26 protein-coding genes and 1 riboswitch are annotated in these 22,635 nt (G+C 47.0%); of the genes, 16 read left to right on the plus strand and 10 right to left on the minus strand.

Annotation, left to right across the window (positions count from 1 at the left end; genetic code table 11):
• The first annotated feature begins 2 nt into the window (after positions 1–2).
• Positions 3–824 carry a dienelactone hydrolase family protein gene (locus tag GC093_RS02030; protein ID WP_171650185.1) on the plus strand — a complete coding sequence of 274 codons (822 nt, stop codon included), beginning with the start codon at positions 3–5 and terminating at the stop codon, positions 822–824.
• On the opposite strand, the gene GC093_RS02035 is transcribed toward GC093_RS02030, so the two are convergent.
• Complete coding sequence (locus tag GC093_RS02035) at positions 796–1,110, minus strand: hypothetical protein (protein ID WP_171650186.1); 315 nt, start codon at positions 1,108–1,110, stop codon at positions 796–798. The two genes, GC093_RS02030 and GC093_RS02035, sit on opposite strands and share 29 nt — an antisense overlap.
• Before the next feature lie 414 nt (positions 1,111–1,524).
• Here GC093_RS02035 and GC093_RS02040 point away from each other — a divergent pair, with 414 nt between their 5' ends.
• Together GC093_RS02040 and GC093_RS02045 are read left to right on the plus strand one after the other, a co-directional pair.
• Entirely contained in the window at positions 1,525–2,046 is a 522-nt protein-coding gene (locus tag GC093_RS02040; protein WP_171650187.1) for a hypothetical protein, read from the plus strand.
• Positions 2,047–2,100: 54 nt separating this feature from the next.
• A complete protein-coding gene (locus GC093_RS02045; protein ID WP_171650188.1) occupies positions 2,101–2,769 on the plus strand; it encodes a SanA/YdcF family protein in 669 nt (222 codons plus the stop codon).
• 160 nt (positions 2,770–2,929) lie between these two features.
• Here the strand turns inward: GC093_RS02045 and GC093_RS02050 are convergent, their stop codons facing one another.
• Positions 2,930–3,445: a YwhD family protein gene (locus GC093_RS02050; protein WP_171650189.1), complete on the minus strand. Its 516-nt coding sequence runs from the start codon at positions 3,443–3,445 to the stop codon at positions 2,930–2,932.
• A gap of 120 nt (positions 3,446–3,565) precedes the next feature.
• Between GC093_RS02050 and GC093_RS02055 the strand changes: the two genes are divergently transcribed.
• The 5 genes from GC093_RS02055 (at position 3,566) to GC093_RS02075 (ending at position 10,226) form a co-directional block, all read left to right on the plus strand.
• Positions 3,566–5,737 carry a M1 family metallopeptidase gene (locus tag GC093_RS02055; protein WP_171650190.1) on the plus strand — a complete coding sequence of 724 codons (2,172 nt, stop codon included), beginning with the start codon at positions 3,566–3,568 and terminating at the stop codon, positions 5,735–5,737.
• Positions 5,738–5,750: 13 nt separating this feature from the next.
• Positions 5,751–6,566: a hypothetical protein gene (locus GC093_RS02060; protein WP_171650191.1), complete on the plus strand. Its 816-nt coding sequence runs from the start codon at positions 5,751–5,753 to the stop codon at positions 6,564–6,566.
• Between the two features lie 378 nt (positions 6,567–6,944).
• Positions 6,945–7,084, plus strand: a riboswitch (cyclic di-AMP (ydaO/yuaA leader).
• A 28-nt stretch (positions 7,085–7,112) separates the two neighbouring features.
• On the plus strand, positions 7,113–7,574 hold the full coding sequence (locus GC093_RS02065; RefSeq protein WP_171650192.1) for a C40 family peptidase: 462 nt from the start codon (positions 7,113–7,115) through the stop codon (positions 7,572–7,574).
• Positions 7,575–7,724: 150 nt separating this feature from the next.
• Positions 7,725–7,979 carry a hypothetical protein gene (locus tag GC093_RS02070; protein ID WP_171650193.1) on the plus strand — a complete coding sequence of 85 codons (255 nt, stop codon included), beginning with the start codon at positions 7,725–7,727 and terminating at the stop codon, positions 7,977–7,979.
• A 135-nt stretch (positions 7,980–8,114) separates the two neighbouring features.
• On the plus strand, positions 8,115–10,226 hold the full coding sequence (locus GC093_RS02075) for a methyl-accepting chemotaxis protein (RefSeq protein ID WP_171650194.1): 2,112 nt from the start codon (positions 8,115–8,117) through the stop codon (positions 10,224–10,226).
• A 152-nt stretch (positions 10,227–10,378) separates the two neighbouring features.
• Here the strand turns inward: GC093_RS02075 and GC093_RS02080 are convergent, their stop codons facing one another.
• From GC093_RS02080 to GC093_RS02090, 3 genes are all read right to left on the minus strand, one after another.
• Entirely contained in the window at positions 10,379–10,804 is a 426-nt protein-coding gene (locus tag GC093_RS02080; protein WP_246313290.1) for a pyridoxamine 5'-phosphate oxidase family protein, read from the minus strand.
• Positions 10,805–10,907: 103 nt separating this feature from the next.
• Positions 10,908–11,315 carry an ImmA/IrrE family metallo-endopeptidase gene (locus GC093_RS02085; RefSeq protein ID WP_171650302.1) on the minus strand — a complete coding sequence of 136 codons (408 nt, stop codon included), beginning with the start codon at positions 11,313–11,315 and terminating at the stop codon, positions 10,908–10,910.
• A 49-nt stretch (positions 11,316–11,364) separates the two neighbouring features.
• Entirely contained in the window at positions 11,365–11,802 is a 438-nt protein-coding gene (locus tag GC093_RS02090) for a helix-turn-helix domain-containing protein (protein ID WP_171650303.1), read from the minus strand.
• A gap of 279 nt (positions 11,803–12,081) precedes the next feature.
• Between GC093_RS02090 and GC093_RS02095 the strand changes: the two genes are divergently transcribed.
• From GC093_RS02095 to GC093_RS02125, 7 genes are all read left to right on the plus strand, one after another.
• On the plus strand, positions 12,082–12,582 hold the full coding sequence (locus GC093_RS02095) for a sigma-70 family RNA polymerase sigma factor (RefSeq protein ID WP_216624460.1): 501 nt from the start codon (positions 12,082–12,084) through the stop codon (positions 12,580–12,582).
• Between the two features lie 149 nt (positions 12,583–12,731).
• On the plus strand, positions 12,732–13,271 hold the full coding sequence (locus GC093_RS02100; RefSeq protein WP_171650196.1) for a phage neck terminator protein: 540 nt from the start codon (positions 12,732–12,734) through the stop codon (positions 13,269–13,271).
• A gap of 12 nt (positions 13,272–13,283) precedes the next feature.
• Positions 13,284–13,811, plus strand: a complete 528-nt coding sequence (locus GC093_RS02105; RefSeq protein ID WP_171650197.1) for a hypothetical protein — start codon at positions 13,284–13,286, stop codon at positions 13,809–13,811.
• 5 nt (positions 13,812–13,816) lie between these two features.
• Positions 13,817–14,320 carry a phage holin family protein gene (locus tag GC093_RS02110; protein ID WP_171650198.1) on the plus strand — a complete coding sequence of 168 codons (504 nt, stop codon included), beginning with the start codon at positions 13,817–13,819 and terminating at the stop codon, positions 14,318–14,320.
• 92 nt (positions 14,321–14,412) lie between these two features.
• Positions 14,413–15,096 carry a peptidoglycan recognition protein family protein gene (locus GC093_RS02115; protein WP_246313291.1) on the plus strand — a complete coding sequence of 228 codons (684 nt, stop codon included), beginning with the start codon at positions 14,413–14,415 and terminating at the stop codon, positions 15,094–15,096.
• A 171-nt stretch (positions 15,097–15,267) separates the two neighbouring features.
• Entirely contained in the window at positions 15,268–15,846 is a 579-nt protein-coding gene (locus GC093_RS02120; RefSeq protein WP_171650200.1) for a hypothetical protein, read from the plus strand.
• A 168-nt stretch (positions 15,847–16,014) separates the two neighbouring features.
• On the plus strand, positions 16,015–16,776 hold the full coding sequence (locus GC093_RS02125; protein ID WP_171650201.1) for an exodeoxyribonuclease III: 762 nt from the start codon (positions 16,015–16,017) through the stop codon (positions 16,774–16,776).
• 182 nt (positions 16,777–16,958) lie between these two features.
• Here the strand turns inward: GC093_RS02125 and GC093_RS02130 are convergent, their stop codons facing one another.
• Positions 16,959–17,408, minus strand: coding sequence for an SRPBCC family protein (locus GC093_RS02130; protein ID WP_171650202.1), 450 nt, complete (start codon positions 17,406–17,408; stop codon positions 16,959–16,961).
• Between the two features lie 486 nt (positions 17,409–17,894).
• Here GC093_RS02130 and GC093_RS02135 point away from each other — a divergent pair, with 486 nt between their 5' ends.
• A complete protein-coding gene (locus tag GC093_RS02135; protein WP_171650203.1) occupies positions 17,895–18,974 on the plus strand; it encodes an NAD(P)/FAD-dependent oxidoreductase in 1,080 nt (359 codons plus the stop codon).
• 123 nt (positions 18,975–19,097) lie between these two features.
• Here GC093_RS02135 and GC093_RS02140 read toward each other — a convergent pair whose 3' ends face one another.
• The 4 genes from GC093_RS02140 to GC093_RS02155 are packed head-to-tail and all read right to left on the minus strand — an operon-like array spanning position 19,098 to position 22,611.
• Positions 19,098–19,967 (minus strand): sulfurtransferase, encoded by an 870-nt coding sequence (locus GC093_RS02140; protein ID WP_171650204.1) that lies wholly within the window; start codon positions 19,965–19,967, stop codon positions 19,098–19,100.
• Between the two features lie 19 nt (positions 19,968–19,986).
• The gene (locus tag GC093_RS02145; protein ID WP_171650205.1) at positions 19,987–20,760 is read right to left on the minus strand and encodes an ABC transporter ATP-binding protein; all 774 of its coding nucleotides are present in this window, start codon (positions 20,758–20,760) and stop codon (positions 19,987–19,989) included.
• 20 nt (positions 20,761–20,780) lie between these two features.
• Positions 20,781–21,794, minus strand: coding sequence for an ABC transporter substrate-binding protein (locus GC093_RS02150; RefSeq protein WP_171650206.1), 1,014 nt, complete (start codon positions 21,792–21,794; stop codon positions 20,781–20,783).
• 37 nt (positions 21,795–21,831) lie between these two features.
• A complete protein-coding gene (locus GC093_RS02155) occupies positions 21,832–22,611 on the minus strand; it encodes an ABC transporter permease (RefSeq protein ID WP_171650207.1) in 780 nt (259 codons plus the stop codon).
• Between the last annotated feature and the right edge of the window lie 24 nt (positions 22,612–22,635).

Genomic DNA, 22,635 nt, shown 5'->3' on the forward strand with positions numbered 1-22,635 from the left:
GCATGGGATTACAAAATGAATGGGTGAAGTTTGGCGAGAACGAGCAGTATTCAGGGTATCTGGTGCTACCGGAAGGCCCGACCGCGGCTGAGAAGCCCGCGGTCATCGTTATCCAAGAAATATGGGGTGTCGACTCCCATATCCAGGATGTGACCGGCCGCTTTGCGAAGGCCGGATATGTGGCATTTGCGCCCGACCTGTTCCACATGGACGGAGCTAAGATGCCTGAGCTGCAGGAGGATCGAGTGGCAACCGCGAAGCGGTTCCTCGATACGATTCCGCCGGCAGCATGGCGTGACCCGGAAGCCCGCGGCAAAGCGCTCAGCGAGCTTCCAGACTCCCAGGGTCAAGCCGTAGGTGAAACCCTGGAGCGGATCTTCGCAGCCGGTACGCAAGCCCCGGCTTATCTAGATCTGCTAGCTGCAAGCGCAAGCTACCTACGCGGACGCGCGGGCGGTTCGCGGCCATGTGCGGTGGGCGCGGTGGGCTTCTGCCTGGGCGGCATGTTGGCCGCGCAGTTGGCTGTCCGCGACAGGGAGCTGGGCGCCGCGGTAGTGTTCTACGGTAACCTGCCGCAAGCGGAACAGGTACCGCAGGTGCAGTGCCCTATGCTCGGTATTTTTGGCGAGCTTGATACTCGCATTACCGAGCAAGTACCTGCCTTTGCAGCGGCTATGGAACAACACGGCAAACCGTTCGAGCACCGCATCTACGAAGGTGCTCCACATGCCTTTGCCAATGACACACGTGCTTCTTACCGTCCTGAGGCGGCTCAGGATGCCTTTGCTCGAACACTCACCTTTCTACGCCAGCATCTGGTATAGCAATAACCTTGATGGTTGTACTGCCTAGCAATGAACTGTTCCAACAGCTGCTGCAATTCACTGCCCCTTGGCAATGTCCATATCCCTTCGATTGTTTATGACCACTATCCCCTTGCCTCAGTAATGGGATAAAACGATAATACCAATAAATGCTGAAGCTGTTGGAATTACACAAGGAGCCGGCATAGCATGGATTGTTCAAGCGGTTCGGGTTGAATTGGTGCTCGGGTGAACGACTGTTCAGGCTGTTCGGGTCGCCCCCGTGTTCGGGGGTTCGACTGTTCAAGCGGTTCGGGTCGCCCCCGTGTTCGGGGGTTCGACTGCTCAGGATGTTCAGGTTACCCGGTGCTCGGGGGTTCGATGTTCAGGCTGTACGGGTTGACCGATGCTCAGGGGTTCGACTGTTCAGAATGTTCAGGTTGACCCAGTGCTCGGGGGTTCGATGTTCAGGCTGTACGGGTTGACGGGTTACTCGGTTATTCGGAATGTTCGGGTTGCTATCATACTTACTGAGTTAAAGGGATAGTGACTATAGAGGGTTCAATACACAAGACTCAGTATAAATCCATGGAAGAAGGGACCGTCCCAACAGTCTACCGACTAAGGGAGGGTCCCTTCTTCTATAAAAAGTGAAAAAGAAGTCCTGTTTTTGGTAAAATAGGAGAAAAGGATCTTACTTATATCAATTGAGGTGATAAGAATGGCGCTATCGTTAGATTCGGTTCAGCTATTGATGAAACAGTTGGATGGATCTGGAATTAGTTATGCATCCGGTGGAAGCGGCCTGCTGTACAGCTTGGGCCTTACCAATCAAGTTCACGATTGGGACCTGACCACGGATGATCCGTATGAAGATGTAGCCGCTGCCCTCCATGGTTGGTCATGGACACAATCGTCCAGCGGGGACCATCCTTTTGCCAGCAGTTACCGAATTCATGTAGCCGACCAACGGCTTCCCATCGATATGATCGGTCAGTTTGCTATTCATAGCCAATACGGAATTTGCCGCTTACCCGCTCTCTCTTCTTTTGAATGGCAAGGTATTCCTATGGGTAGTCCAGAGATATGGGCCGTGGCTTACGCTCTTATGAACCGCAAACCTAAGGCTGATATGCTTTTTAGTTACCTTCAGCAACACAATGCCAACCAGGACATTCTGCAATTGCTGTTGGCCGAGCCTTTGCCAGATTTCTTACGTTCTAAATTGCTCTCCCTAATATAGTATTGTGCTTTTATCTAAACTTATCGAAACCATTTCGATGAAAGGGAACCCTCTATGATCAAAACCTATAAAAGGAAGCTTCTTGCACTCATTGTTATTATTACAACGCCATTTCTTGTTGTATTCGGAATCGATGCTCATGTAAAGTCAGAGGCCTCAAAGTACATCGTTAATTTGGAAGAAGCACCCGAGTCCGATGCCATTTTGGTTCTTGGGGCCAGGGTTTACCCGAATGGGAGCGTTTCAGAAATACTCAGTGATCGCTTAAAGGTGGCTTTAGAGCTGCGGGATGCTGGTAAATCAAACAAGTTTATCGTCAGTGGAGACCATGGGCAAGTTGCTTATGATGAAGTGAATGCCATGCGAAATTTCCTCGAGCAGCAAAATGTATCGGCTGAGCATATTTTTATGGATCATGCAGGTTTCAGTACCTATGAAAGTATTTATCGGGCCAGGGATATTTTTAAGACACAAAAAATACTGATCGTGACTCAGCAATATCATCTTATGCGTGCGGTATATGCAGCTAGACAAATGGGTTTGGATGCGTATGGCGTTGCTTCTGATAAGCAGCTCTATGCCAAGATGGCCTACAATCAAACCCGGGAGGTTCTTGCCCGGAATAAAGATTTCGTCTATCTTCACCTGCTTAAGCCAAAGCCGACTTACCTTGGGGAGCCCATTCCTATTACGAGCGATGGAAGGCTGACTGCCGATCGATAAATAAGATGGCAACATCTCTCGTGATTTAATTCAACACAAAAAGGCAGACGAAGGTCTGCCTTTTTGCTGTCCTAGTATATGTCGCATATACTAGGCATTAGTATACATCCAGTTCCCAGAAAAGCACAATGCGCGTCACATAATCTTCATAATTTTGGTACTACGCCAATGCTTCCTTCAATATATCCCCCGAATTGTTCCACATGTCAGGATTGTATTCCATCAACAGCTTCTTAAGTGCGGCCTTCTCACGGTCTCCTAAATTGTCCAGCATGAAACGCCGCTTAAGCGCGTAATCTAACCGGTTGACGTGATCGGCAAGAATTTTCCAGCCCCGCCTAGCCTCGGAATCAATAAGCATCTCGCATGAGGTAACACCTGCATAATACATGCCATTCTCATTGCGGTCGGCTGCTACCCATACAATCCAATAAGGCTGCCCATTCGGCACATCCTCTTTATTAGTAGAGAATTTAATCCCCTTCTCGACCTTACTCTTCGCATGGATCGCTCCCATATCAAGAATGGCCTCATCTCCATCCACTATGACACTGGACAGCTGGCTTAGGTCGATCGAGCCCGCACCAAATCCGCGATGTTCAACCTTCCCGCTTACAATGTTGAGCGAGTTCAATTTCTTCGGCTTATCCGCCGGTTGATCCTTATTTATATCCATCGATGGCACCATCCAATTTTTTTGAAATAAAGTTTTATCGTTCTTTACTATTTTAGCTAATAATCCTCGATTTGCAAACATATACATGCTTTAGATGCTTGTCAACGGGGTGAAAATGAGATGAAAAAACAACTCGGTAACCGAACTGCACAATGGTGTTTTCTTATTGTACTGGCCTGTGGAGCATCTTGGATAAGCCAAGCCCTCCTACCTTACGGTTATGACAACCAGCCCGCTCCCTCCAACACCAGTCTGAAAGCGGACAGCAGCCCTCTTAGCTCTATGATTGTAAAGCCTGCAGCACTGGCATCCCGATCATTCAAAGGAGTGCCCGACTTCCAGCAATTCCAGCTGGACTTATCCAAGGCCAATGGCCTCTCTCTAGGCCTCCAACCAGAAGCAAGGCCCACCATGGCAAATGTTAACGAACCAACTGGACAACCGCCCGCCCCACCAAGTCTTCCTGCCAAGCCTATTGAGAAGCCGGCGCCCAGACCACTCAGCAATCGGATTGTCGAGTACCACATGAATGTAGAATTGGATGCACAAGGAAAGCTGCTAACAGGCACTTCATCAGTAACCTGGAAAAATCCCGGGAAACTGCCGGTCCAAGAGCTTTACTTCCACTTGTACCCAAATGCTTTTAACTCCCCAAAAACTACCTTCATGAGAGAATCCGGAGGCAGGCTCCGGGATGATAAGAGCACGTCCAACAACATTGGAGGCATGGACATTTCCAGCATCAAGACATTGGAGGGAGAAGAACTACTTTCCCGCATCGAGTATGTGCAACCGGACGACGGTAATAAAGATGACCGTACATTAATAAAAGTAAAACTGCCTAAGGCTGTCAATCCGGGTGATAATGTAACTCTCGATTCCGTATTTTCGGTCAAGCTCCCTGCTGTTTTTGCACGAATGGGTTATGCCGATGACTTCGTTATGGCGGGTCAGTGGTTTCCTAAAATTGCCGTGTACGAGCCAGCAGGATCACGCGGCAGAACATCAGAAGGCTGGAATCTGCACCAGTACCATGGCAACTCCGAATTTTACGCAGACTTCGGTATTTATGACGTCCGCATCAAAGTTCCTTCCAGCTATATCGTTGCGGCCACCGGATTCCCGATCAAGCCGCCCGCCGATGACGGCAAAACAAAAACCTATGCTTTTTACTCTGATGATGTCCATGATTTCGCCTGGGCCGCATCCCCTAATTTCATTTATTATGAGGAGCCCTATGCCACTCCGAATCTGCCAGGAGTTAAGATTAAGCTTTATCTCGACCCCAAGCATGAGCAATTGAAAAACCGCTACATGACGGCAGCAAAAAAAGCGCTCGCTCGCTACTCCCAATGGTACGGAAGTTACCCTTACGCTACGTTGTCCATCGTCATTCCTCCGGAAAATGGAAATGGCGCCGGAGGCATGGAGTATCCTACGCTGATTACCGGCTGGGGTGCAGGAAACACACAACCCGATCTAGAGTTGGAACGAGTCATCGTGCATGAAATCGGCCATCAGTACTGGTATGGGATGGTCGCCAGCAACGAGTTCGAGGAAGCTTGGCTCGATGAGGGTTTCACTTCTTACACCGAAGATAAATTGATGGAGCTCGAATACGGCGTGAAGCCGAATTTAACTATTGAATCTAGCTATATTACGGATCCAGAAGCGCTTAAGCAAAACTCTTGGAGTTACAAGGGCCACGGTAAATACGCCGAAAATGTGTACACGCGTGCCAAGCTAGTTTTGGAATCGATTGAGTCGCAAATTGGCAGTGAGATGATGGACCGTGTCATGCGTTCGTATTTCCAGAAGTGGAAGTTCAGGCATCCGACAACCGCCGATTTTCAAGCTGTGCTTGAGAATACGACGAAAACAAGCTGGGATGAATTTTTCAAACAATACGTTTATAGCGGACTTATGGTCGACTACTCTGTAACTGGGATCAAATCCAAGAAGGTTGTTCGGGATGGGCAAACCGTTTTTGAAAATACAGTGCATATCCAGAAGCAAGGCGGCACTTATCACAACATCCCTATTCGCTTTCATTTTGCGGATGGTTCTCAAATCGACAAAGTATGGGATGGTATAGACGGTGACGTTCAATTTAAATTAACCCATACGGCACAGCTGGATTGGGTCGCCATTGATCCCCAGCATACTATCATACTGGAGAACAAACGGATTAACAGCTTTATGAAAACTAATGTCGATACTAGGCTAACCGCTCGTTGGAATTTAGGAGTCGTCAAATTAATGGAGACCCTATTCAGCTGGGTCGCTTGGTGAGGTGGTGCAGTCCATGATAAAAATGATGAAAGCAGGCTGGACGATGGCCTGGCATCAGCCTTTTGCCGTATGCGCGCTGTTTATTTACAACTTAATCTGGGGGCTTGTGCTATACAGTATGATCCGCTCCGTTGTTGTGCCCTTACTTCACCGCTATCCAGGTAACGACTTGTCTCGCGAAGCAGTCCAGCTATTCTGGATCGAGGGCCAGTTTCAAATTATGAAAACTGACCTCATTCAGTATTACTTATGGTGGGGGTGCGCACTGCTGGCTGCGCGTATGCTGCTCACTCCCCTGTTAAACGCTGGCGTTTACTACTCAGTAGAGCATACAGAGTTGAATGCGGGCTATCGCTTCGTTCAAGGTATTCAAAAGCTCGGTCTTCCATTTCTAGGATTATATGTACTGCAGATACTGCTAAGCTTGGCTCCGCTCTATATATTGGTGCCAAAGGCAGTAGAAGGCTACAACAAGCATCTCACCCTAGTCACTCTTGCTTGGAATGTACTCCCATTGATCGGAGGGTACCTGCTGTATTTGTTCTTGCTGCAAACGGTATTCATGTATGTTCAATTCGGCAAGCTGAACGGAAAATCATCGGCACATTCACTTCGGCTCTTCCTTCGCAATATAATGCCGGTGCTGCTGCTAGCTTTCACTCTGCTGCTCGTTACACTCACGATATCCGCTGCAGTGATGACATCCGCGATGTTATGGGCCGGCTTTGCAGCTCTAATAGGAGTGCAAGCCTACCGTTTCATTCATATGTTTTGCAAAATGTGGGCGATCACCTCTCAATATGCGTTATGGAACGCCAAAGAAGAATAGGTATAAAAAGGACTTAAGCTGCCTAATCTGGCAGTTTAAGTCCTTTTTTGTGTTCCTTTTACTCAATGGGAAAATAGCTTAATTTTCCAGAGTCTTTTGTCCTAATATTTTCCATATGGAGTTACGTGTTAGAGCGAAAGCAGCTTCCGTTTCAGGATATTTATGTAAATTATAAATGGTTTTTGTCGAATACATGCAGCTTGTTTAGAGTTGAATAACAAAAAGGTAGCGTTTCCAACCTTTGAAAGCCGCTATAAATAAGCATCCACCAAATATTCATATAATGTTTCAGCTTTCGCACTTTTAATTGTGAACATTTTGTGACTAAAGGAGGATTTTTCTAATTTTAATCGAATTTTAGTATTCAGAGCAAGAAAATAATACAAAATGCCGAATTTCCGCTCCAAACGGAAAACGGGGGATCCAATCTTGGGTGAATTGATCTCGCTTCAGAGTGATCATAGGGAACCTTCAACCGAACCCTCAAGCTAACCTCGTAGGCACCGGAAGGGGAATACAGTTTTGAAGAAGTTTTTTGGTATTGCCATGTCTTTAGCACTATTTTTTACGATTCAGGTTGGTAGCGCATCCGCAGAAACACCTTTGAGTCAAGCCGTTAATGACGGACTTGGTTCGCCATATAAAGGTGGCGGCACTACTAAAAAAGGCTTTGATTGCTCCGGCTACACCGCATTTGTCTTCGATAAGTTTGGCGTCGATCTGCCGCATCAATCCAAATCACAGGCAGCTCTCGGTACCACAGTGAGTCAAGATGAACTTCGGGCAGGCGATCTTGTTTTTTTCGACACAGACGGCCCTGTAAATAAAGACGGCAGCGGAATTTCTCACGTAGGTGTCTATGTAGGAGACGGAAAGTTCTATCATTCCGCTACTGGCAAGGGCATTTCCATCAATAAGCTCAGTGAAGCTTATTATGTGAAAACCTACATTACGGCTAAACGCATTTTGTCAGACGAGCAGTATGCAGATGTGATGACCGACAACTAGTTTAGAACAACCATGAACCATTTCATTCCATTGAAGTCCTCAGTGCTTGTACCAACGCCCTCGCGTCGGACAAGCCTGCAGGGCTTTCTTTCTTTTATACGATTTATTACCTCACTGGTTGCAAGGTGAATCACAATTTGAGGTATTTGGATGATTTTGTTTCTTCACCGCAAGGACTTGCGGGTGAACGATCTGCCGGCATTCGATTATATTCTTGCGCGGCGCAAGCCCTGCCGGCATGTGCATCCTGGATCCACTCCTGCTGCAGCAGGATCGGTATCGCGAGCACAGCGGAATCAATTTCCTGCAGCACGTGGCGCGGCTGCAGGAGCTGTACCGCGCAGCTGGACGGCAGCTAAGTGCATTATTTCTCTATTCCCCCATTACTTCTCACCCAAACTATAGATATTGAGACCTATTTTTTTCTATTCATATTTTTTTTATAAATTCTTATATTATTTTTCATTAAGGCATAAAAAAAATGTCGAATAGTGTCGATATAGTGTCATAAAGAATACATAAGTACAGGGGGGTTATTTTATGACATGGTATCGAAATCTTAAACTATCTATCAAGCTTAGTATTACAGTTGGTTTGGTGCTTTTATTGGTATTTTCAGGCCTCATTTATACAAATTTAGATCAGCTTTATAAGGTAAGCCTAGAGAAAGGTGAGTATCAAGCTCAGGAAGCTGGACTTAACTTTTCGGGGGCATTCCAAGATGAATTACTCGACATCCAAGGGACGCTAGAGACTCTCTCCGGTACGCTGCTGGATGCTAGAACTCAGAAAAAACAAACCCGCGAGGATATCGTCGAAATGCTGAGGCACAGGATAGAGGAGCAGGAAAACATCTTAGGTCTTTATACCCTATGGGAACCCAATGCTTGGGACAATAACGATAAGCTTAATATAAATAGAAAGCCTTATGACGATGCGACTGGGCGTTTTATGCCTTACCTCCTTCGTAATGATGGTTCTATCACTATCGAGGCGCTCCATGATTATGATAAAGATGGGGCCGGGGATTATTACCAGATTCCCAAACGTACAAAAAAGCTGACCCTACTTGAGCCCTACGTTTACAATGCTGGTGGAAAAGAGGTGCTTATGACCTCTATTATTTATCCGATTGTGGACAAGCAAAGCGGCTTTCTCGGTATCATAGGCATGGACTTGTCTCTGGACAAGCTGCAGCAAAAGGCTGAAGTCGAAAAACCGCTAGGAGGATATGTTAGCATCATCTCCAATAAGGGTTCTTATGTAGCTCATGGCACCAGTAAGGAATGGATCAACAAACCTTATGCGGATAATCCGGAAAAAACAGCGGCCTGGGAAGCTATTAAAAAATTAGGGAAGTATCGATACTACTCGGAGAACTCACAGGGTACCACCGTGCTTCGTCTCATTGAACCGCTTCATCTTACCGGCTCCAACGAAACCTGGTATATCGAAACTATTGTCTCGAAAGAGCGTATTCTAGAAACCTATCAAAAGAACATGACCATCTCAATCACCATTGCGATTGTTTCCTTGCTTATCATCGGTGCCTTGCTTGCACTCATTATAAGAGTAGCTGTTGTGCAACGAATTCAGGCTGTCTCTTCTTTGCTCGAGCGGCTATCTGAAGGTGACTTCACGAAATCGCTTGAGATGAAACCAAGCAAAGATGAATTCGGTGTTATGGCCGTCCACTTTAACAATATGATAGCCAAGCTTAGAGCCATGCTTCAGCTGGTCTCTGATATCTCAATGTCAGTTGGTGCGACCTCCCAGCAGTTAACAGCTAGTGCTGAACAGACAGGTCGCGCAGCCGAAACGATTACCGAAGCTATTCAGGAGGTAGCCGCTGGCGCTGAGATTCAAGAAAGCAACGCCAGTGATACCTCGACAGCCATGACAGAAATGGCTACCGGTGTGCAGCGTATTGCTGAATCCACGTTGAGCGTTACCGAATCTGCTAAAGATGTTACGCTGCAAACCGATGAAGGCAACAAGCAAATCCAAGATGCGGTATCACAAATGAATGTGGTTCGCTCAACCGTAGGTCAATCTCAAGAAGCGATCCGCCAATTAGGTATCCGCTCTGAGGAAATTGGTACCATCATTACTATGATTACCGGCATTAGTACGCAAACCAATCTGCTTGCTTTGAATGCAGGAATCGAGGCCGCACGTGTCGGTGAGCATGGAAAAGGATTTGCCGTTGTAGCTATGGAGGTTCGTAAGCTTGCCGAACAATCCAGAGCAGCTGCCGAACAAATAGCCGACTTGATAGGCAGTATGCGGGAAGAAACGAGGAAAGCTGTTGATGCCATGGAACGCGGAACCTCCGAAGTGGAGAAAGGTGTTCAGAGCGTATCCGAAAGCGGAGAGCGATTCGCTTCCATAACGAAAGAAATGACCAATGTAAACGTGCAGATTCAAGAGGTTTCTGCTGCTGCTGAGCAAATGTCCGCAAGCTGCGAGGAGGTTAGCGCCACTGTAGATCAGCTGGCACACATTGCACGCGAGGCTGCTCAAAACTCTCAAGGCGTAGCCGCAGCATCAGAGGAACAGCTTGCTTCCATGCAAGAAATATCATCATCATCCGCTGCCTTAAGCGGTATGGTTCAAGAGCTTCTTGATCAGCTATCGCATTTTAAAGTGTAGTCCTACCTGCTGGATTTATATCCGGACCAAGAACTAAAGAAGCCTCCAATTCTACTCGAATGAGCAGAACTGGAGGCTTTTATTCATTCACCCTATTTTACAAGCAAGGTCTTAAGCGGTTCAAGGGACAGGGGCTTCTGCTTCAAGCAGCATTAGTTCTTCTTCCATACCTCTGGCTTGGCGCCTTTACCTGTATACTCAATCCATTGAGGTGTTATTTCAAGAATGACATAGTTCGGATCATCAGGTCCGTCGAACCACATTTTGAAGTCATCCCTCCATACCTTTTCACGCAAACCCTCGTCCTTTGTGACCCGCCCTATCCCTTCTATTTGCAAAAAATTCGCAGACCAGCTTCCCTCGTACCCGAGCACAATATGAACGTTAGGATTCCGCTCCAGCTCCTCTACCTTGTGCGTTTGCTTATTGGTTGCCAAATAAATAGTCATACCCTCATGAAAAAGAGCCATATACCGAACATGCGGTTTATTACCCTCAATAGTTGCAAAAGAGCATACTTGATTTGAATCCAACGCTTCAATAATCTTCTCTTCAAGCTGCGTGGTCATCGTGGCCATAACGGCATCTCCTCTCAATATCGGATAGGCTACAGATAGCTTGGATTGCAGCCCTCATAAGGATACTTTACCCTTCAATGCCTATCCTCAACCGAGAGCTGGTTCAAAAAAACTGACGCATCTCCTCCGGTATTCCGTTTCGCGAACAAAATTGCTCCAAGGTTTCATCCGACTGAATCTCATCCAATGAGGTAAGCAGCTTTACAGCAAACAGATTAGCCTGTCTTTCAAATTTACCTGGATTGAAAAAAGAGTGCTCCTCCAGAAAGAAACGGCTCATCCCTTGATGAAGGCGGTCATGGCCGAGCTCGTGCGCACAAACAAAGCGCTGCCATTCCGAAGAAAGCTGGTTATGGATGACGATGAGCCGCCGCCGCAGCTTCCTGTAGTACACCCCCCTTGTATGCGTCCCTAAATCATGAAATTGGATATGGATACCCAATCCGCGGGCAATAGTGAACGGGCAATTGGTTTTATGTCGTTTTATAAGCTTGGATACGGTATCTTCCATTGTCATCACCCGGCTAATTCATTAATCAAGCTGCATTGCAAGGCTCCGTTCACTCCTTGGTATTATCCGAATCCTTCGGTTTTTTACGCTTGTTCATTTGCTTAGCCTCCCAGAAAAATCCCGTTAATACGTCCATAATCCGCTGTTTGTCTGTGTCGTTGATAGGAATACCGTCAAACATAATCTCGCCGTCTTCCTCCAGCATCTTTTTGAAATCCCGCTTGTCCCTAGAGGTAGCCCAGGCTGGAATATCCTGTTTACGGTCATCCGGCATGTGCCCGGCCATTCCCATCATTTCCTCATACGGAATTTGTAAAGCCTCGGCCAACTTGCGGATCGTTTCCGGTTTGGGAATGCCTCGCAGTCCATTTTCTATCCTGGATATTTGCGCATTGCTGATTCCCGATTCTAAGGCCAATTGATTTACACTGATGCCCTTGCTTTCCCTAGCTTTTTTGAGATAGAACCCGAACTCTGTTTCGCTCATCATGATCAACCCCTGACCTTTCGTTACCTCTTGGTAATAAATATACACAACTTTAACCAAAAGGTAAAGATAAGCGAGGAAAAATCACTTCCGGCAGAGGCATCTCGACTTAAACGAGCATTTTTGGCTGATTTCCCGCCTTTACCAAATGGTATTTTATAGATAATATCATTACCACAAGGTAACAAATTCAATAATGCTACTGAACACATCGTTCGTTATTCCATAAATCTAGTGATCTTATTAGCAAATTGTTACCAAATGGTAAAGGAGAGAAGCATGATGAGCCATCCCCCTATTTCACAAAGCTACAATAACGATTTAACCGATCTGCAAAGCTCTTATCGTACTACTTACCGGATGCTGCAAAAAGTACAGGAAACCGCTGTAACACGTGGAGATAAAGAGCTGATAAACGGCATGATCTCGGATGTCCAATACGCTATCGAATGGATGCGAACCGGCATATGTCCTGGAAACCGCAGGGGCATTGAACGAAGAGCTGCCTATCAAAGGGAAAAGCTAATGGATCCCTCACAGATGCAGACTTACATCGAGCAGCAGCACCGCTTAACTCCCGCCTCTGTTATTACAGAGCATCAGCGCGACCAGTTAGAGCACGCACTGTCCCAATTGAGTTCAAGAGAACGTGAATGCTACGAGCTTCATTATGGCATGTGTTATTCGTTTCAAGAGATAGCTTCTTTATTAGCACTTAAAAAGGGAACAGTTCAGTACTATTTGCAAACAGCACAGAAAAAGATCAATGCGGTCATGTAAGTTTGCTTAAAAACAAACCCGCTATTCTGTTCATGAGCACAAGAGGCGCCCCTTACGATTGCCACCTAATAGTGAAAATAAAATACGAACATTTGTTCTTATTTTACTCCAAAAAGAAAATAATTACAAATTATTCTAGGAAAGGAGCAATGAACCGTTATGGAGAAAAAGGAGCTTCCTGTTGGACGGTGTTCCCCATGATTGATTTGGAGCGAATTCGTTCCAGTATCACCACGGGTTTAGTCACCGCAATGACTATGCCTGTAGTTGAACAGGATGATGCTTCCGTGCCAGCCGCATATCCCTTCATTAAGTACAGCTTCACCGGATCGGTTCTGTTCTCGGACAAGCAGCCTGCGGTAACGGTTGTCCCCTCCTCATCCCCCGATGAGATTATCGAACGTTACACCGAGCAGCCGATTTTTCGCATGAGCTTCATCTCCTGCTCAGATCAAAAGATGGACAGCCTCACTAACGCGGTCCGAATGCATGACTGGTTCCGCATTCTTGGACGCGATGAGTTAAAGCTGAATGCGAATCTAATGGTTGTCCTCGCAGGTGAAATTCAAAACCGCGATATTCAAATCGGCAGCGTTTGGGAACGTCGAACCGGATTTGAAGTAACCTTCAAAACTTTAAGTGTAGTTGATAGGAAACAAACCACCATTGATATTATTAATTGGAATTAGGGAGGAATTACATTGGCCAACACTATGAAAGATGTAACAGTAGTCATCGACATTCAAAAGCCCGTAGGGCGTTTAGGATTTGGAAAAGTTCTCATTCTCGGGGAAAAGGCAGGTGGCTTCGCCTATAAAGAATACCTGGATTTGACCAGCGTGAAAACGGATTTTCCTGAAAATACAGAGGAATATAAAGCGGCAAGCGCTATTTTTGCCCAAGGAGATCAAGCTCCCGCCTCCATCGCCATCACCTGCCGCAATAGCACTATCGGTGAGAGTGCAGAAACGTTAGTGGAACGCTTGCAGCATGTTATGAATAAAGATTGGTATTTCCTAATCAGCACCTCTACTGTCAAAACGGACGTGCTGGCCCTAGCGGATGAAATTGAACTCGATGGCACGCATCAATACTTTACCCGCTCTTCCAACCAAACCGATCTGGCCGCCATCAAGGCCAAGAAGTACACTCGTACTTCGGTGCTGTACCACGCCACTCTGACCCTATCGGGGCTGTTTTTATATATTAGAAGGACTAAGGAGGATTGAGAACATTGGACAGATTTCTAAAAGCATTTATAAGTTTAGAGTCATTAGCCAAGCCTGCTAATGCAGGCGCAGCAATGGCGGGTGCTGTAATCGTCCATTGGCTAGAGCAAGCCATTCATAGCGAGAAACTCTGGATATTTCTTTTATTTGTTGCTGTCATTGCAGCTGATTGGGTGGCTGGCACAGCAGCCGCCAAGAAGAGTAATACCTACTCCAGTGAATATGAAATTGAGGGACTACTCAGAACCGTATTACTACTGTGGATTCCGTTTATTGGATGGCTTTTGGACAAAGTCGCGTTAACCACTCTGGACTTCGAGCAGCCAGGCTATGCATTTTTTTCTTTGACCGCCGCACTTATTTATCATAGTTGGGAAAGTATGACGGCCAATGCATACCGTGCTGGTTGGGAGAAATGGATACCTAAACCTGTAGTTTCGTATGTTTCTTCGGAAATTAAAGCTAAAACCGATCGCGCGCTCGAACAGAAAGGAGTTGAGAAATTATAAGCAGCTTCAAAATGAAATACAAAATCATCCCCCGGCACCTTACCGGCCCAAGCTTACGTCGTCCGTGCATACTATTGTCTCCATGCCGATTTATGGTTGCACATGATACGGGTAATCCCGGATCTACTGCGGCAAGCAATGTCTCCTACTACGAACACTCACGAAATGAAATGGAAGCCTCTGCACATATTTTCGTTGATGATAAAGAGATCATCGAATGCATTCCATTCCTGACAGCTACGCCGGAAAAAGCCTGGCATGTCCGCTATAACCCACCAATCGACAACCAGCTCTACGGATGTGACGCAAACGATGCAGCTGGCGGCGTAGAACTCTGCTATGGCGGCAGCATCGATCTTCCGGAAGCGTACAAACGGTATATATGGGTTTTGGCATATAGCTGCTATAAGTACGGACTTGACCCCGCACAGCATATCACAGGACACTATAAACTGGACCCCCAGCAAAAGGTTGATCCAATAAATGCCTTCAACTTATTAGGAAAAGCGTTTAATGAATTTGTCGAGGATATTATCAATGAATACAATAACTGTTTAGTAGCTGATATTACACCAGCAATGGCGCTTGATGCTGGGTATGCCAACACAATTATCCAGACATGGATGGTTCCTGCTTGGGGACATGCTGATCTAAAACGTCTGGATGCCGAAACCATCGGCGATTTAGACGCATCTACGGCTTGGAAGCAGCAGGCTGATTATATCCATTTACTAGCCAACGAGCTCCGCAAAGCATCCGGACAGCCGGAAGAATAATCGGCGGGCTTTTTCTAGCAAAATGACTCCAGTCAAACTAGCAGTTATTCATAATCAAACGTTCCAAAATTAAAATATACTAGTAACTATAAACGGCTATACCTATCACTCTACTCTATTATGAATATGATAACTTGCAACCGATTTATCATATCGATGGGAGAGGATAGTATGAAGTCCGTGAGACCCAGCAGTGCCGCTATTCCAAAGAAAGCCGTTCGTCTGCCGAAAAGCGCGGGAATGCCCAAAAGTAAAGTTATGTCGATCTACCGCGCTCATGTGAAACAAATGCAAAGCACAAAGCCGGTTCTTATCAGCCAAACCAGCACTATAATTGGAACCGACAATTCCTGGTTTAATGCGCAAATCATCCCTCGCGATCCTTCCTGGGTAGCAGTGAATAATGCGAGCTATGTATGGTACTCCGGCAATCTGAGCAGCAGCAACGCTATTATTTCAAAAACATTTTCGCTGTCTCTGAGAAGAAATATTTTAGCTGCAACCCTATTTCTATCGGTCGATAACTTTGCCGTTGTTATTATCAATGGAGTCCCCCTCTTATTCGATGGCCCAACAACCGCAACCTCCAACTTTAACCCGGGCCGCACATTTAACATCCGCCGCTTTCTGCGGAAAGGCCGCAACGACATTGTTATTATCGCCTTTAACGCCAATGGCGCGCGGAGCCAGGACAACCCTGCTGGCGTAGCAGCAAGACTTAATATCAACTTAAGCGCGCTTCAGTCATAATCATCCAGGAGTAAATTAGACTATGAAGCTTCTTATACTTCAGGCCCTCACTTCACCCTCCTTTTTGGATGGCTTATGTGAGGGTCTCTTTGTTTGATGCGAATCTATGATAAATCTATGATACACTGGAAAAAAAGACTATAGTAGGCAGCAAGGAGATAGACAATAATGAAACTAGTATCCTGGAATGTCAATGGTTTACGAGCCTGTGTTAACAAGGGGTTTAACGATTACTTCAAAGAAATCGGAGCAGATATATTCTGTATTCAGGAGACGAAGCTGCAGGAAGGGCAAATTAACCTAGAGTACGAGGAATACACTCAATATTGGAATTACGCAATTAAGAAAGGGTATTCCGGCACCGCTGTCTTCACCAAGGTCAAGCCGCTCTCAGTACGATACGGCCTGGAGGAGGATCATGAATCCGAAGGAAGGATTATCACGTTGGAGTTTGACTCCTTCTACCTTGTGAATGTATATACCCCCAATGCCAGACGTGACCTATCAAGGCTGGATCTTAGACTGGAATGGGAAGATCGGTTTCGCACCTTCCTTATGGGATTAGACGACCTTAAGCCCGTTATTATTTGTGGCGACTTGAATGTCGCTCATCATGAGATAGACTTGAAGAATCCCAAATCCAATAGCAACAATTCCGGCTTCACCCCAGAAGAACGAGGCAAGATGACTCAATTGCTGGACGCTGGATTTACCGATACCTTCAGACACTTCTACCCTCAGCAGACAGATGCTTATAGCTGGTGGTCTTATATGCCGAAGGTTAGGGAGCGAAACGTGGGATGGAGAATTGACTATTTCCTAGCTTCATCGCGTTTAAATCCCTTTTTAATTGACGCACAAATTGATAGTGAGATAACAGGCAGTGATCACTGCCCAGTCATTCTAACTATCTCCGAGATTAGCTTGTAATCGAAAGGGGCATCGATGACGAATCATCAATGCCCCTTTCAAGTAATCCCGTTTCTTGGTGCTACTTTTGCCCCATCGCCACTGAATTCTGCTCTACTAACCCAAACGCTCAGCTGATTATCCCTCTATGAACTCCTATGCTCGAAGTCAAAGAGATTCGTAATGATTAAGCTACTTGTGTTTTACCAGCCAAAATCCAAGGCCTTGCCTGTTTCCGCATAGGTCTTGATATTACTTAGGATCATCGGCCAACTTGTTTTCGTATTCTCATAGGAGGGATGATTTTCTGGCCACTGATCGTTGATCAACGTGAGTTTCGTACAACTGCCTACAGTCTCTAAGGTGAGGGTAATTCTCGTCTCCAGCTCAGCGTGATTCTCACGATAGGACGGCCCTGGATGCTCTGTGTAGCTCATGCGCTGATTCGTTTCGAATTCCAGTACCGTACCGTATACATGAACGGTCTCCTCCCCGTCGTTGCCGGGTCCTATATACTCATAAGGTGCACCGATTTCGAAGGTTGACTTAAGAATACTACCGAAAAATATGGCTTTCGTCGCTTCAGGCTCAATGAATATCTGCCAAACATCCTCCGGCTTTGCCCCGATATACAATTCGTACTTGAGATCCATGAATTGTCCTCCACTCCGTAATTTATTAAATCGCGTAATAGCTTTAAACTGCTAGTCCCAATTATAAAAACAGCATAACAAAAAGTATTGTAAAAACGCGACAAGTAATGTGCAACTTTGAGGGCTGTTCAAGAAAGCAACAAGCCGCTATGTACTTTTATAAAGGCAGACACCCATTTTCGCTTATGGGCTATCAGCCTGCTGAGCGAGTTCCAACACCGCGTCGGAATAGTCACCATAGGAACTATTTGCGATTTTTTTAGGTGATCTTTGAAGCCAAAAAGGGCTGCAACCCCGTTCACCACGGAGTATTTGTTGCAACCCTCCAATCTGCGTCCCAAAAGGCTCCGCTTCCTATTACTCTTTCCCCACCGCAACCGGATTATCGCTATACGAAACCCAGTCGCTCCAGCTGTCCTCATATGTTATGACGTCGGATTATTATGACGCCTGTGCTACAATAAGGTGACAAAGGGGGAGTCATTATTGAGTAAACAAAAAATCGTGATTATTGGCGCAGGAATTGTCGGGGCGTCCGTGGCCTATCATCTGGCAAAACGAAATCAAGATGTAACCGTTATTGAACGACACCCCGCCGCGGCGCGTGAAGTCACGGAAAAATCGTTTGCCTGGATACATACGACGCATAGGGTGGCTCCCGAATACTGGCATTTGTACGATGCGGCTTGTGAAGAATATCATGCGCTTCAGCAAGATTTGTCCGAACTGCAAATTCATTGGCACGGGGCGCTGACTTGGGACAATCCGCCCCTAAGGGAGCAACTCCGTTTTCAAAAATTAAACCGGGAGCAGCTTGAGGCATTGGAACCGAATCTGAAGGAATATCCGGATGAAGCGATGTTTGTCAGCGAAGAAGGTGCGGTGGACCCGATAGGGTTAACGGATCTGTTGTTGAGCAAAGCGCGGGAGTACGGAGCAAAGGTTCAGTTCGGTACCAACGTTACACAGCTGCAGCAAGAAGATTCCTGCCTGGTCGGCGTCCACACGTCCAAGGGTTTTCTGGAGTCGGATGTCGTGGTATTGGCCGCAGGTACAGGCATACCCGAACTTTGCAACCCGTTAGGTTGTCCCGTGCCGGTAACGCCGTCGCCTTCCATTCTGATTCGGATGAAAACTGCGAATAAGCTGATACGCACATTAATCTCAAATGCGCAATTTGAAGCGCGTCAACTGACGGATCAAACGCTGCTGGCTGCGGAAGATTATATCGACGAGTCGGAAGAAAACGGGCCAGAGGCGGTCGGCAAGCGAGCGTTCGAGACGTTGCGTCGCAGTCTGAAGGGCGGGAATCAATTGGAACTGGAAAGCATCCAGGTCGGGATGAGACCAATGCCTGAAGACGGCTATCCGATCGTGGGCTTCCATGATCACATAAAGGGACTTTATCTGACAGTTATGCATTCTGCAATTACGCTGGCGCCGCTGATTGCGCGTCTGGCTGCAAGTGAAATAATCAATCGGGAATCAAGAAGCGAATTAGTCCCTTGTCGACTCTCCCGTTTTAAGGACCACACGAGGGATGACCCCGCTGTTTCTCGCGCGTGAGGTTGTGAATCAAGTGGAATCGCATGCACGTGCAAATTGACCTCGATACTCCTGGACACAAAGCAAAGGAGTACATCGTCACATGAACGACGACGTACTCCGTGTTACAACCTGTATAACTGCTTACGCCTTCTCCTCTTCCCCCACCACAATTGGATTCTCCTCATAGCTAATCCAATCGCTCCAGCTGCCGGCATACAACTTCACATTAGTGAAACCCGCTTCCTTCAGTGCCAACACATTCGGTGTTGCCGAGATACCTGATCCGCAATAGACGATAATTTCATCCGACGATGCCAAAGAAGCGAATCGCTCCCGCAGCTGCTCGGGCGACTTCCATAACCCATCCTCCTGCAGCCCATCCTTCCAGAAGAAGTTCACAGCGCCCGGAATGTGTCCGGCCACCGGATCGAACGGCGCCTCTAGGCCTAGGTATTGATTGGCGTCACGGGAATCGATAAGCGTCTTTCGCGTACCCCCGCTCCCGCTCCCATCCAACGTGAGCCGTACTTCATCCACGCCTACGATTAACTCCGGACGAGGTGCCGGATCGAACGCGCGGCGCTCCGGCTCCGGCAGCTCTTGTGATATGGGCAAACCGGCAGCCGCCCACGCACTGTAGCCGCCGTCCAGAACATAGACGTTGTCATGGCCCAAATAATTCAACACCCACCACAGCCGTGAAGCGGCCGGTCCATTGCTGTCTTCATAGACAATAACGTCCGTGGAGCGGTCGATCCCAAAACGGCCGAATAGGTCGCCCAACCTGTCCGGTGATGGAAGAGGACTCCGTCCACCGTGCTCCCCCGCAGGGTCTGTCAAATCTGCTTTGAAATCAATAAAAACTGCGCCGGGCAGATGGCCCTCTGCATAAGCATGATGGCCATAATGCACATCCTTGGGAGAGAACCGCACATCAGTGATGGCGATCCGCTCGCCCGATTCCAACCGGGATTTTACCCATTCCACACTAACGATAGTAGATGATGACATCGATCTCATTCTCCTCCGGCTAAATAATATATTCTAAATGCTCCTGCGTCTTCACTTCGTGAATGGCGGCATAAATATCGTTCTGGATCTTCAACAGCTCGATATCGTCCCGTTTACGTGGATACTTGTTCGGTACCCGGAATATCTTGTTGATCCGCCCCGGTCTTGGAGACAACAACACGACCCGATCACCCAGGAACACCGCTTCAGATACATCATGGGTCACGAAGACTACCGTCTTCTTCTCTGCTGCCCAAATGTTCAACAAGTCATCCTGCAGCTGCAGGCGAGTCAAATGATCGACGGCTCCGAATGGCTCGTCCATGAGCAGAACTTCCGGGCTGTTCGCAAGGGCGCGGGCAAGGCCGGCCCGCTGCTTCATGCCGCCGGACAAGTGATGGGGGTACTTGTGCTCAAAGCCTTGCAGCCCAACCATGTCCAAATATTTTTGCGCAGCTGCTCTTCTCTCTGCTTTGGTTGCATGCCGAAGCTCCAGACCTAGTTCGACGTTCTGCAGCACCGTGCGCCAAGGATAAAGCGAAGGGTCCTGAAACACAACGCCCCGCTCGATTCCCGGACCTTGCATCTTCTTTCCGCCGAACAACACGTCTCCCGACGAAGGCAGCTGCAAGCCAGCCAAAATTTCGAGTAACGTGCTTTTGCCGCAGCCACTAGGACCCAGAATGCTTAAAAATTCTCCATCTTCTATCTTTAGATTGATGTCCACCAGAGTTTCCGTGGGAATCGATCCTCCGTACACTTTGGATACTCCGTTAATCAAGTAGCCCACCATAGGAACACCTCGTTTTCAACTTACTTTTTGGGAATGAAGCGCAGATCGAGTATTTTCGCGGTATCGTAGATTTTATCCTGAAACCCAAGATCAACTTGAATTTGCTGTGTCTCCTGCAGCGCTTTGAGATCGACGTCCGGATTGTTCTCCCACAGCACGTCTTCACGCTTGAATGCACTATCGATTGCTTTTTCATCAACTTTGACATTTTTTAAGAAGAAAGCTCTGTACTCGTCGGGATGACTTTTCGCATATTGTTGGGACTTGAAATAGGCACTCAGAAGCTTCTTGACCAACTCCGGCTTCTCATCAATGAAATCTTTGCGCGATGCCAGCACACCTGTGTGAAAGTTCGGCAAGTAATCCCAGCCTTTAGCCAAAATTTTTCCCTTTCCATTTTGCTCAACCAAAGACGCAAAGGGCTCGTGAATAATCGTCGCATCCACTTGACCGGACGTTAAGCTTGCATAGGCTGCTTCTTGTGCTCCATTAGCAACATAAGCAACATCGTTTTTGCTAAGCCCGTGTTTTTTCAAAATAACTTGGGTGTACACGTCGAGCCCACTGCCGAAGGAGCCTGCACCGACGGTTTTCCCTTTCAATTCTTCGACGCTATTGATACCCGGAGCAGCAATGAGATAAAACGGGCCCTTCGTGCGGAACATGGAAGAAACGATTTTGATCGGAGCGCCTTTACCAGCCGCAATAATCGCGCTAGTGGTCGGCATATCGGCGATATCGACCTCCTTGCTCACTAATGCCTCGACGGCATTTTTCGTCGTAATAAACTCGACATCGAGACCTTCTTCTTTAAAAAATCCTTTCTCTGCACCGAAGAGGACGACCAGCCCGCTGACGCCGGTTAATGGCGAATACTTTATTTTTTGCATCACTTGGCCACCTGCAGCTGGAGCGGATGATGAAGATGCTTTTGCTCCATTACTTTGGCTGTTTGCACTGCCAGAGCATCCTGACAACATTAGTGCAGCAACAAGACTAACCATTCCTATGACGGTCCAACTTTTCTTTCGCATCTGCTTCTTCTCCCTTAGGTTTATTTAGATAATGGTGTTAGGATGATTTCCATTTCAGAACGATTTTTTTCTCCAACAGATCAATTAGCGCAATGATAAGGACAGAGACAACGGTAACGATAGTAATAATCGCGAATGCTTTCGTCGTATCATACAGCGAAGTCGCTTTAACAAGCAGGTTACCCAAACCGTCCTTCGACGCCATCATTTCTCCGAATAAAGCACCTACCAGGCCAGTAGCTGCCGATAGCCGTAAGGCTACGAAAATGGTAGGCGCTGCGGATGGCAAAATCACCTTCATGATCGTCTGCAGCTTTGTCGCCTCGAACACGCGCGCTACCTTCAGATGGTTTTCCGCGGTTTGCTTAATTCCGGTAATCGTATTGAATGCAATGGTGAAAAAGCAAAACAGGAATACAATAGCGATTTTGTTGGAAAGCCCAATGCCGAGCCACAGCATGAGCATGGGGATGATTGTTACTTTAGGAACAGCAAGCAGCGCAGATAGAAAAGGCTTGAAAAATGTTTCTGCCCGCGGAATAAGGACGAGGAACATGCCCGTTCCGATTCCCGCCACAGCAGAGAGCACGTATCCCACTAAAAATTCCCACAGTGTAACGGATAGATGATGAAAAATTTCGCCATCCCAAAATAATCGAATGATTTCCTTCATGACCAAGGTTGGCTGCGACAAATACAAGCTACTCACGATTTCGGCGCTTACGATATACTCGATAGCTCCAAGAATAAACAGCAGTAGCGCGAGCTGACCGGCAATCATGCGCCAATTAAAGCGAGTTGTTGTCTTGTTGCCCATACGTTTTCCCTCTTTTCCCACATT

Source organism: Paenibacillus foliorum, from assembly GCF_013141765.1.
In the GTDB taxonomy this organism is placed as follows: Bacteria; Bacillota; Bacilli; order Paenibacillales; family NBRC-103111; genus Paenibacillus_S; species Paenibacillus_S foliorum.

Excerpts from the sequence above, each read along its gene's own strand:
- GC093_RS02065 (WP_171650192.1), top strand. The coding sequence starts at position 7,113 with ATGTCTTTAGCACTATTTTTTACGATTCAGGTTGGTAGCGCATCCGCA.
- GC093_RS02150 (WP_171650206.1), bottom strand. The coding sequence starts at position 21,794 with ATGCGAAAGAAAAGTTGGACCGTCATAGGAATGGTTAGTCTTGTTGCT.
- GC093_RS02095 (WP_216624460.1), top strand. The coding sequence starts at position 12,082 with ATGATGAGCCATCCCCCTATTTCACAAAGCTACAATAACGATTTAACC.
- GC093_RS02080 (WP_246313290.1), bottom strand. The coding sequence starts at position 10,804 with ATGGCCACGATGACCACGCAGCTTGAAGAGAAGATTATTGAAGCGTTG.
- GC093_RS02055 (WP_171650190.1), top strand. The coding sequence starts at position 3,566 with ATGAAAAAACAACTCGGTAACCGAACTGCACAATGGTGTTTTCTTATT.
- GC093_RS02130 (WP_171650202.1), bottom strand. The coding sequence starts at position 17,408 with ATGGATCTCAAGTACGAATTGTATATCGGGGCAAAGCCGGAGGATGTT.
- GC093_RS02145 (WP_171650205.1), bottom strand. The coding sequence starts at position 20,760 with ATGGTGGGCTACTTGATTAACGGAGTATCCAAAGTGTACGGAGGATCG.
- GC093_RS02155 (WP_171650207.1), bottom strand. The coding sequence starts at position 22,611 with ATGGGCAACAAGACAACAACTCGCTTTAATTGGCGCATGATTGCCGGT.
- GC093_RS02075 (WP_171650194.1), top strand. The coding sequence starts at position 8,115 with ATGACATGGTATCGAAATCTTAAACTATCTATCAAGCTTAGTATTACA.
- GC093_RS02090 (WP_171650303.1), bottom strand. The coding sequence starts at position 11,802 with ATGAGCGAAACAGAGTTCGGGTTCTATCTCAAAAAAGCTAGGGAAAGC.
- GC093_RS02125 (WP_171650201.1), top strand. The coding sequence starts at position 16,015 with ATGAAACTAGTATCCTGGAATGTCAATGGTTTACGAGCCTGTGTTAAC.
- GC093_RS02070 (WP_171650193.1), top strand. The coding sequence starts at position 7,725 with ATGATTTTGTTTCTTCACCGCAAGGACTTGCGGGTGAACGATCTGCCG.
- GC093_RS02140 (WP_171650204.1), bottom strand. The coding sequence starts at position 19,967 with ATGTCATCATCTACTATCGTTAGTGTGGAATGGGTAAAATCCCGGTTG.
- GC093_RS02115 (WP_246313291.1), top strand. The coding sequence starts at position 14,413 with ATGGTTGCACATGATACGGGTAATCCCGGATCTACTGCGGCAAGCAAT.
- GC093_RS02050 (WP_171650189.1), bottom strand. The coding sequence starts at position 3,445 with ATGGATATAAATAAGGATCAACCGGCGGATAAGCCGAAGAAATTGAAC.
- GC093_RS02085 (WP_171650302.1), bottom strand. The coding sequence starts at position 11,315 with ATGGAAGATACCGTATCCAAGCTTATAAAACGACATAAAACCAATTGC.
- GC093_RS02040 (WP_171650187.1), top strand. The coding sequence starts at position 1,525 with ATGGCGCTATCGTTAGATTCGGTTCAGCTATTGATGAAACAGTTGGAT.
- GC093_RS02120 (WP_171650200.1), top strand. The coding sequence starts at position 15,268 with ATGAAGTCCGTGAGACCCAGCAGTGCCGCTATTCCAAAGAAAGCCGTT.
- GC093_RS02100 (WP_171650196.1), top strand. The coding sequence starts at position 12,732 with ATGAACCGTTATGGAGAAAAAGGAGCTTCCTGTTGGACGGTGTTCCCC.
- GC093_RS02060 (WP_171650191.1), top strand. The coding sequence starts at position 5,751 with ATGATAAAAATGATGAAAGCAGGCTGGACGATGGCCTGGCATCAGCCT.
- GC093_RS02030 (WP_171650185.1), top strand. The coding sequence starts at position 3 with ATGGGATTACAAAATGAATGGGTGAAGTTTGGCGAGAACGAGCAGTAT.
- GC093_RS02045 (WP_171650188.1), top strand. The coding sequence starts at position 2,101 with ATGATCAAAACCTATAAAAGGAAGCTTCTTGCACTCATTGTTATTATT.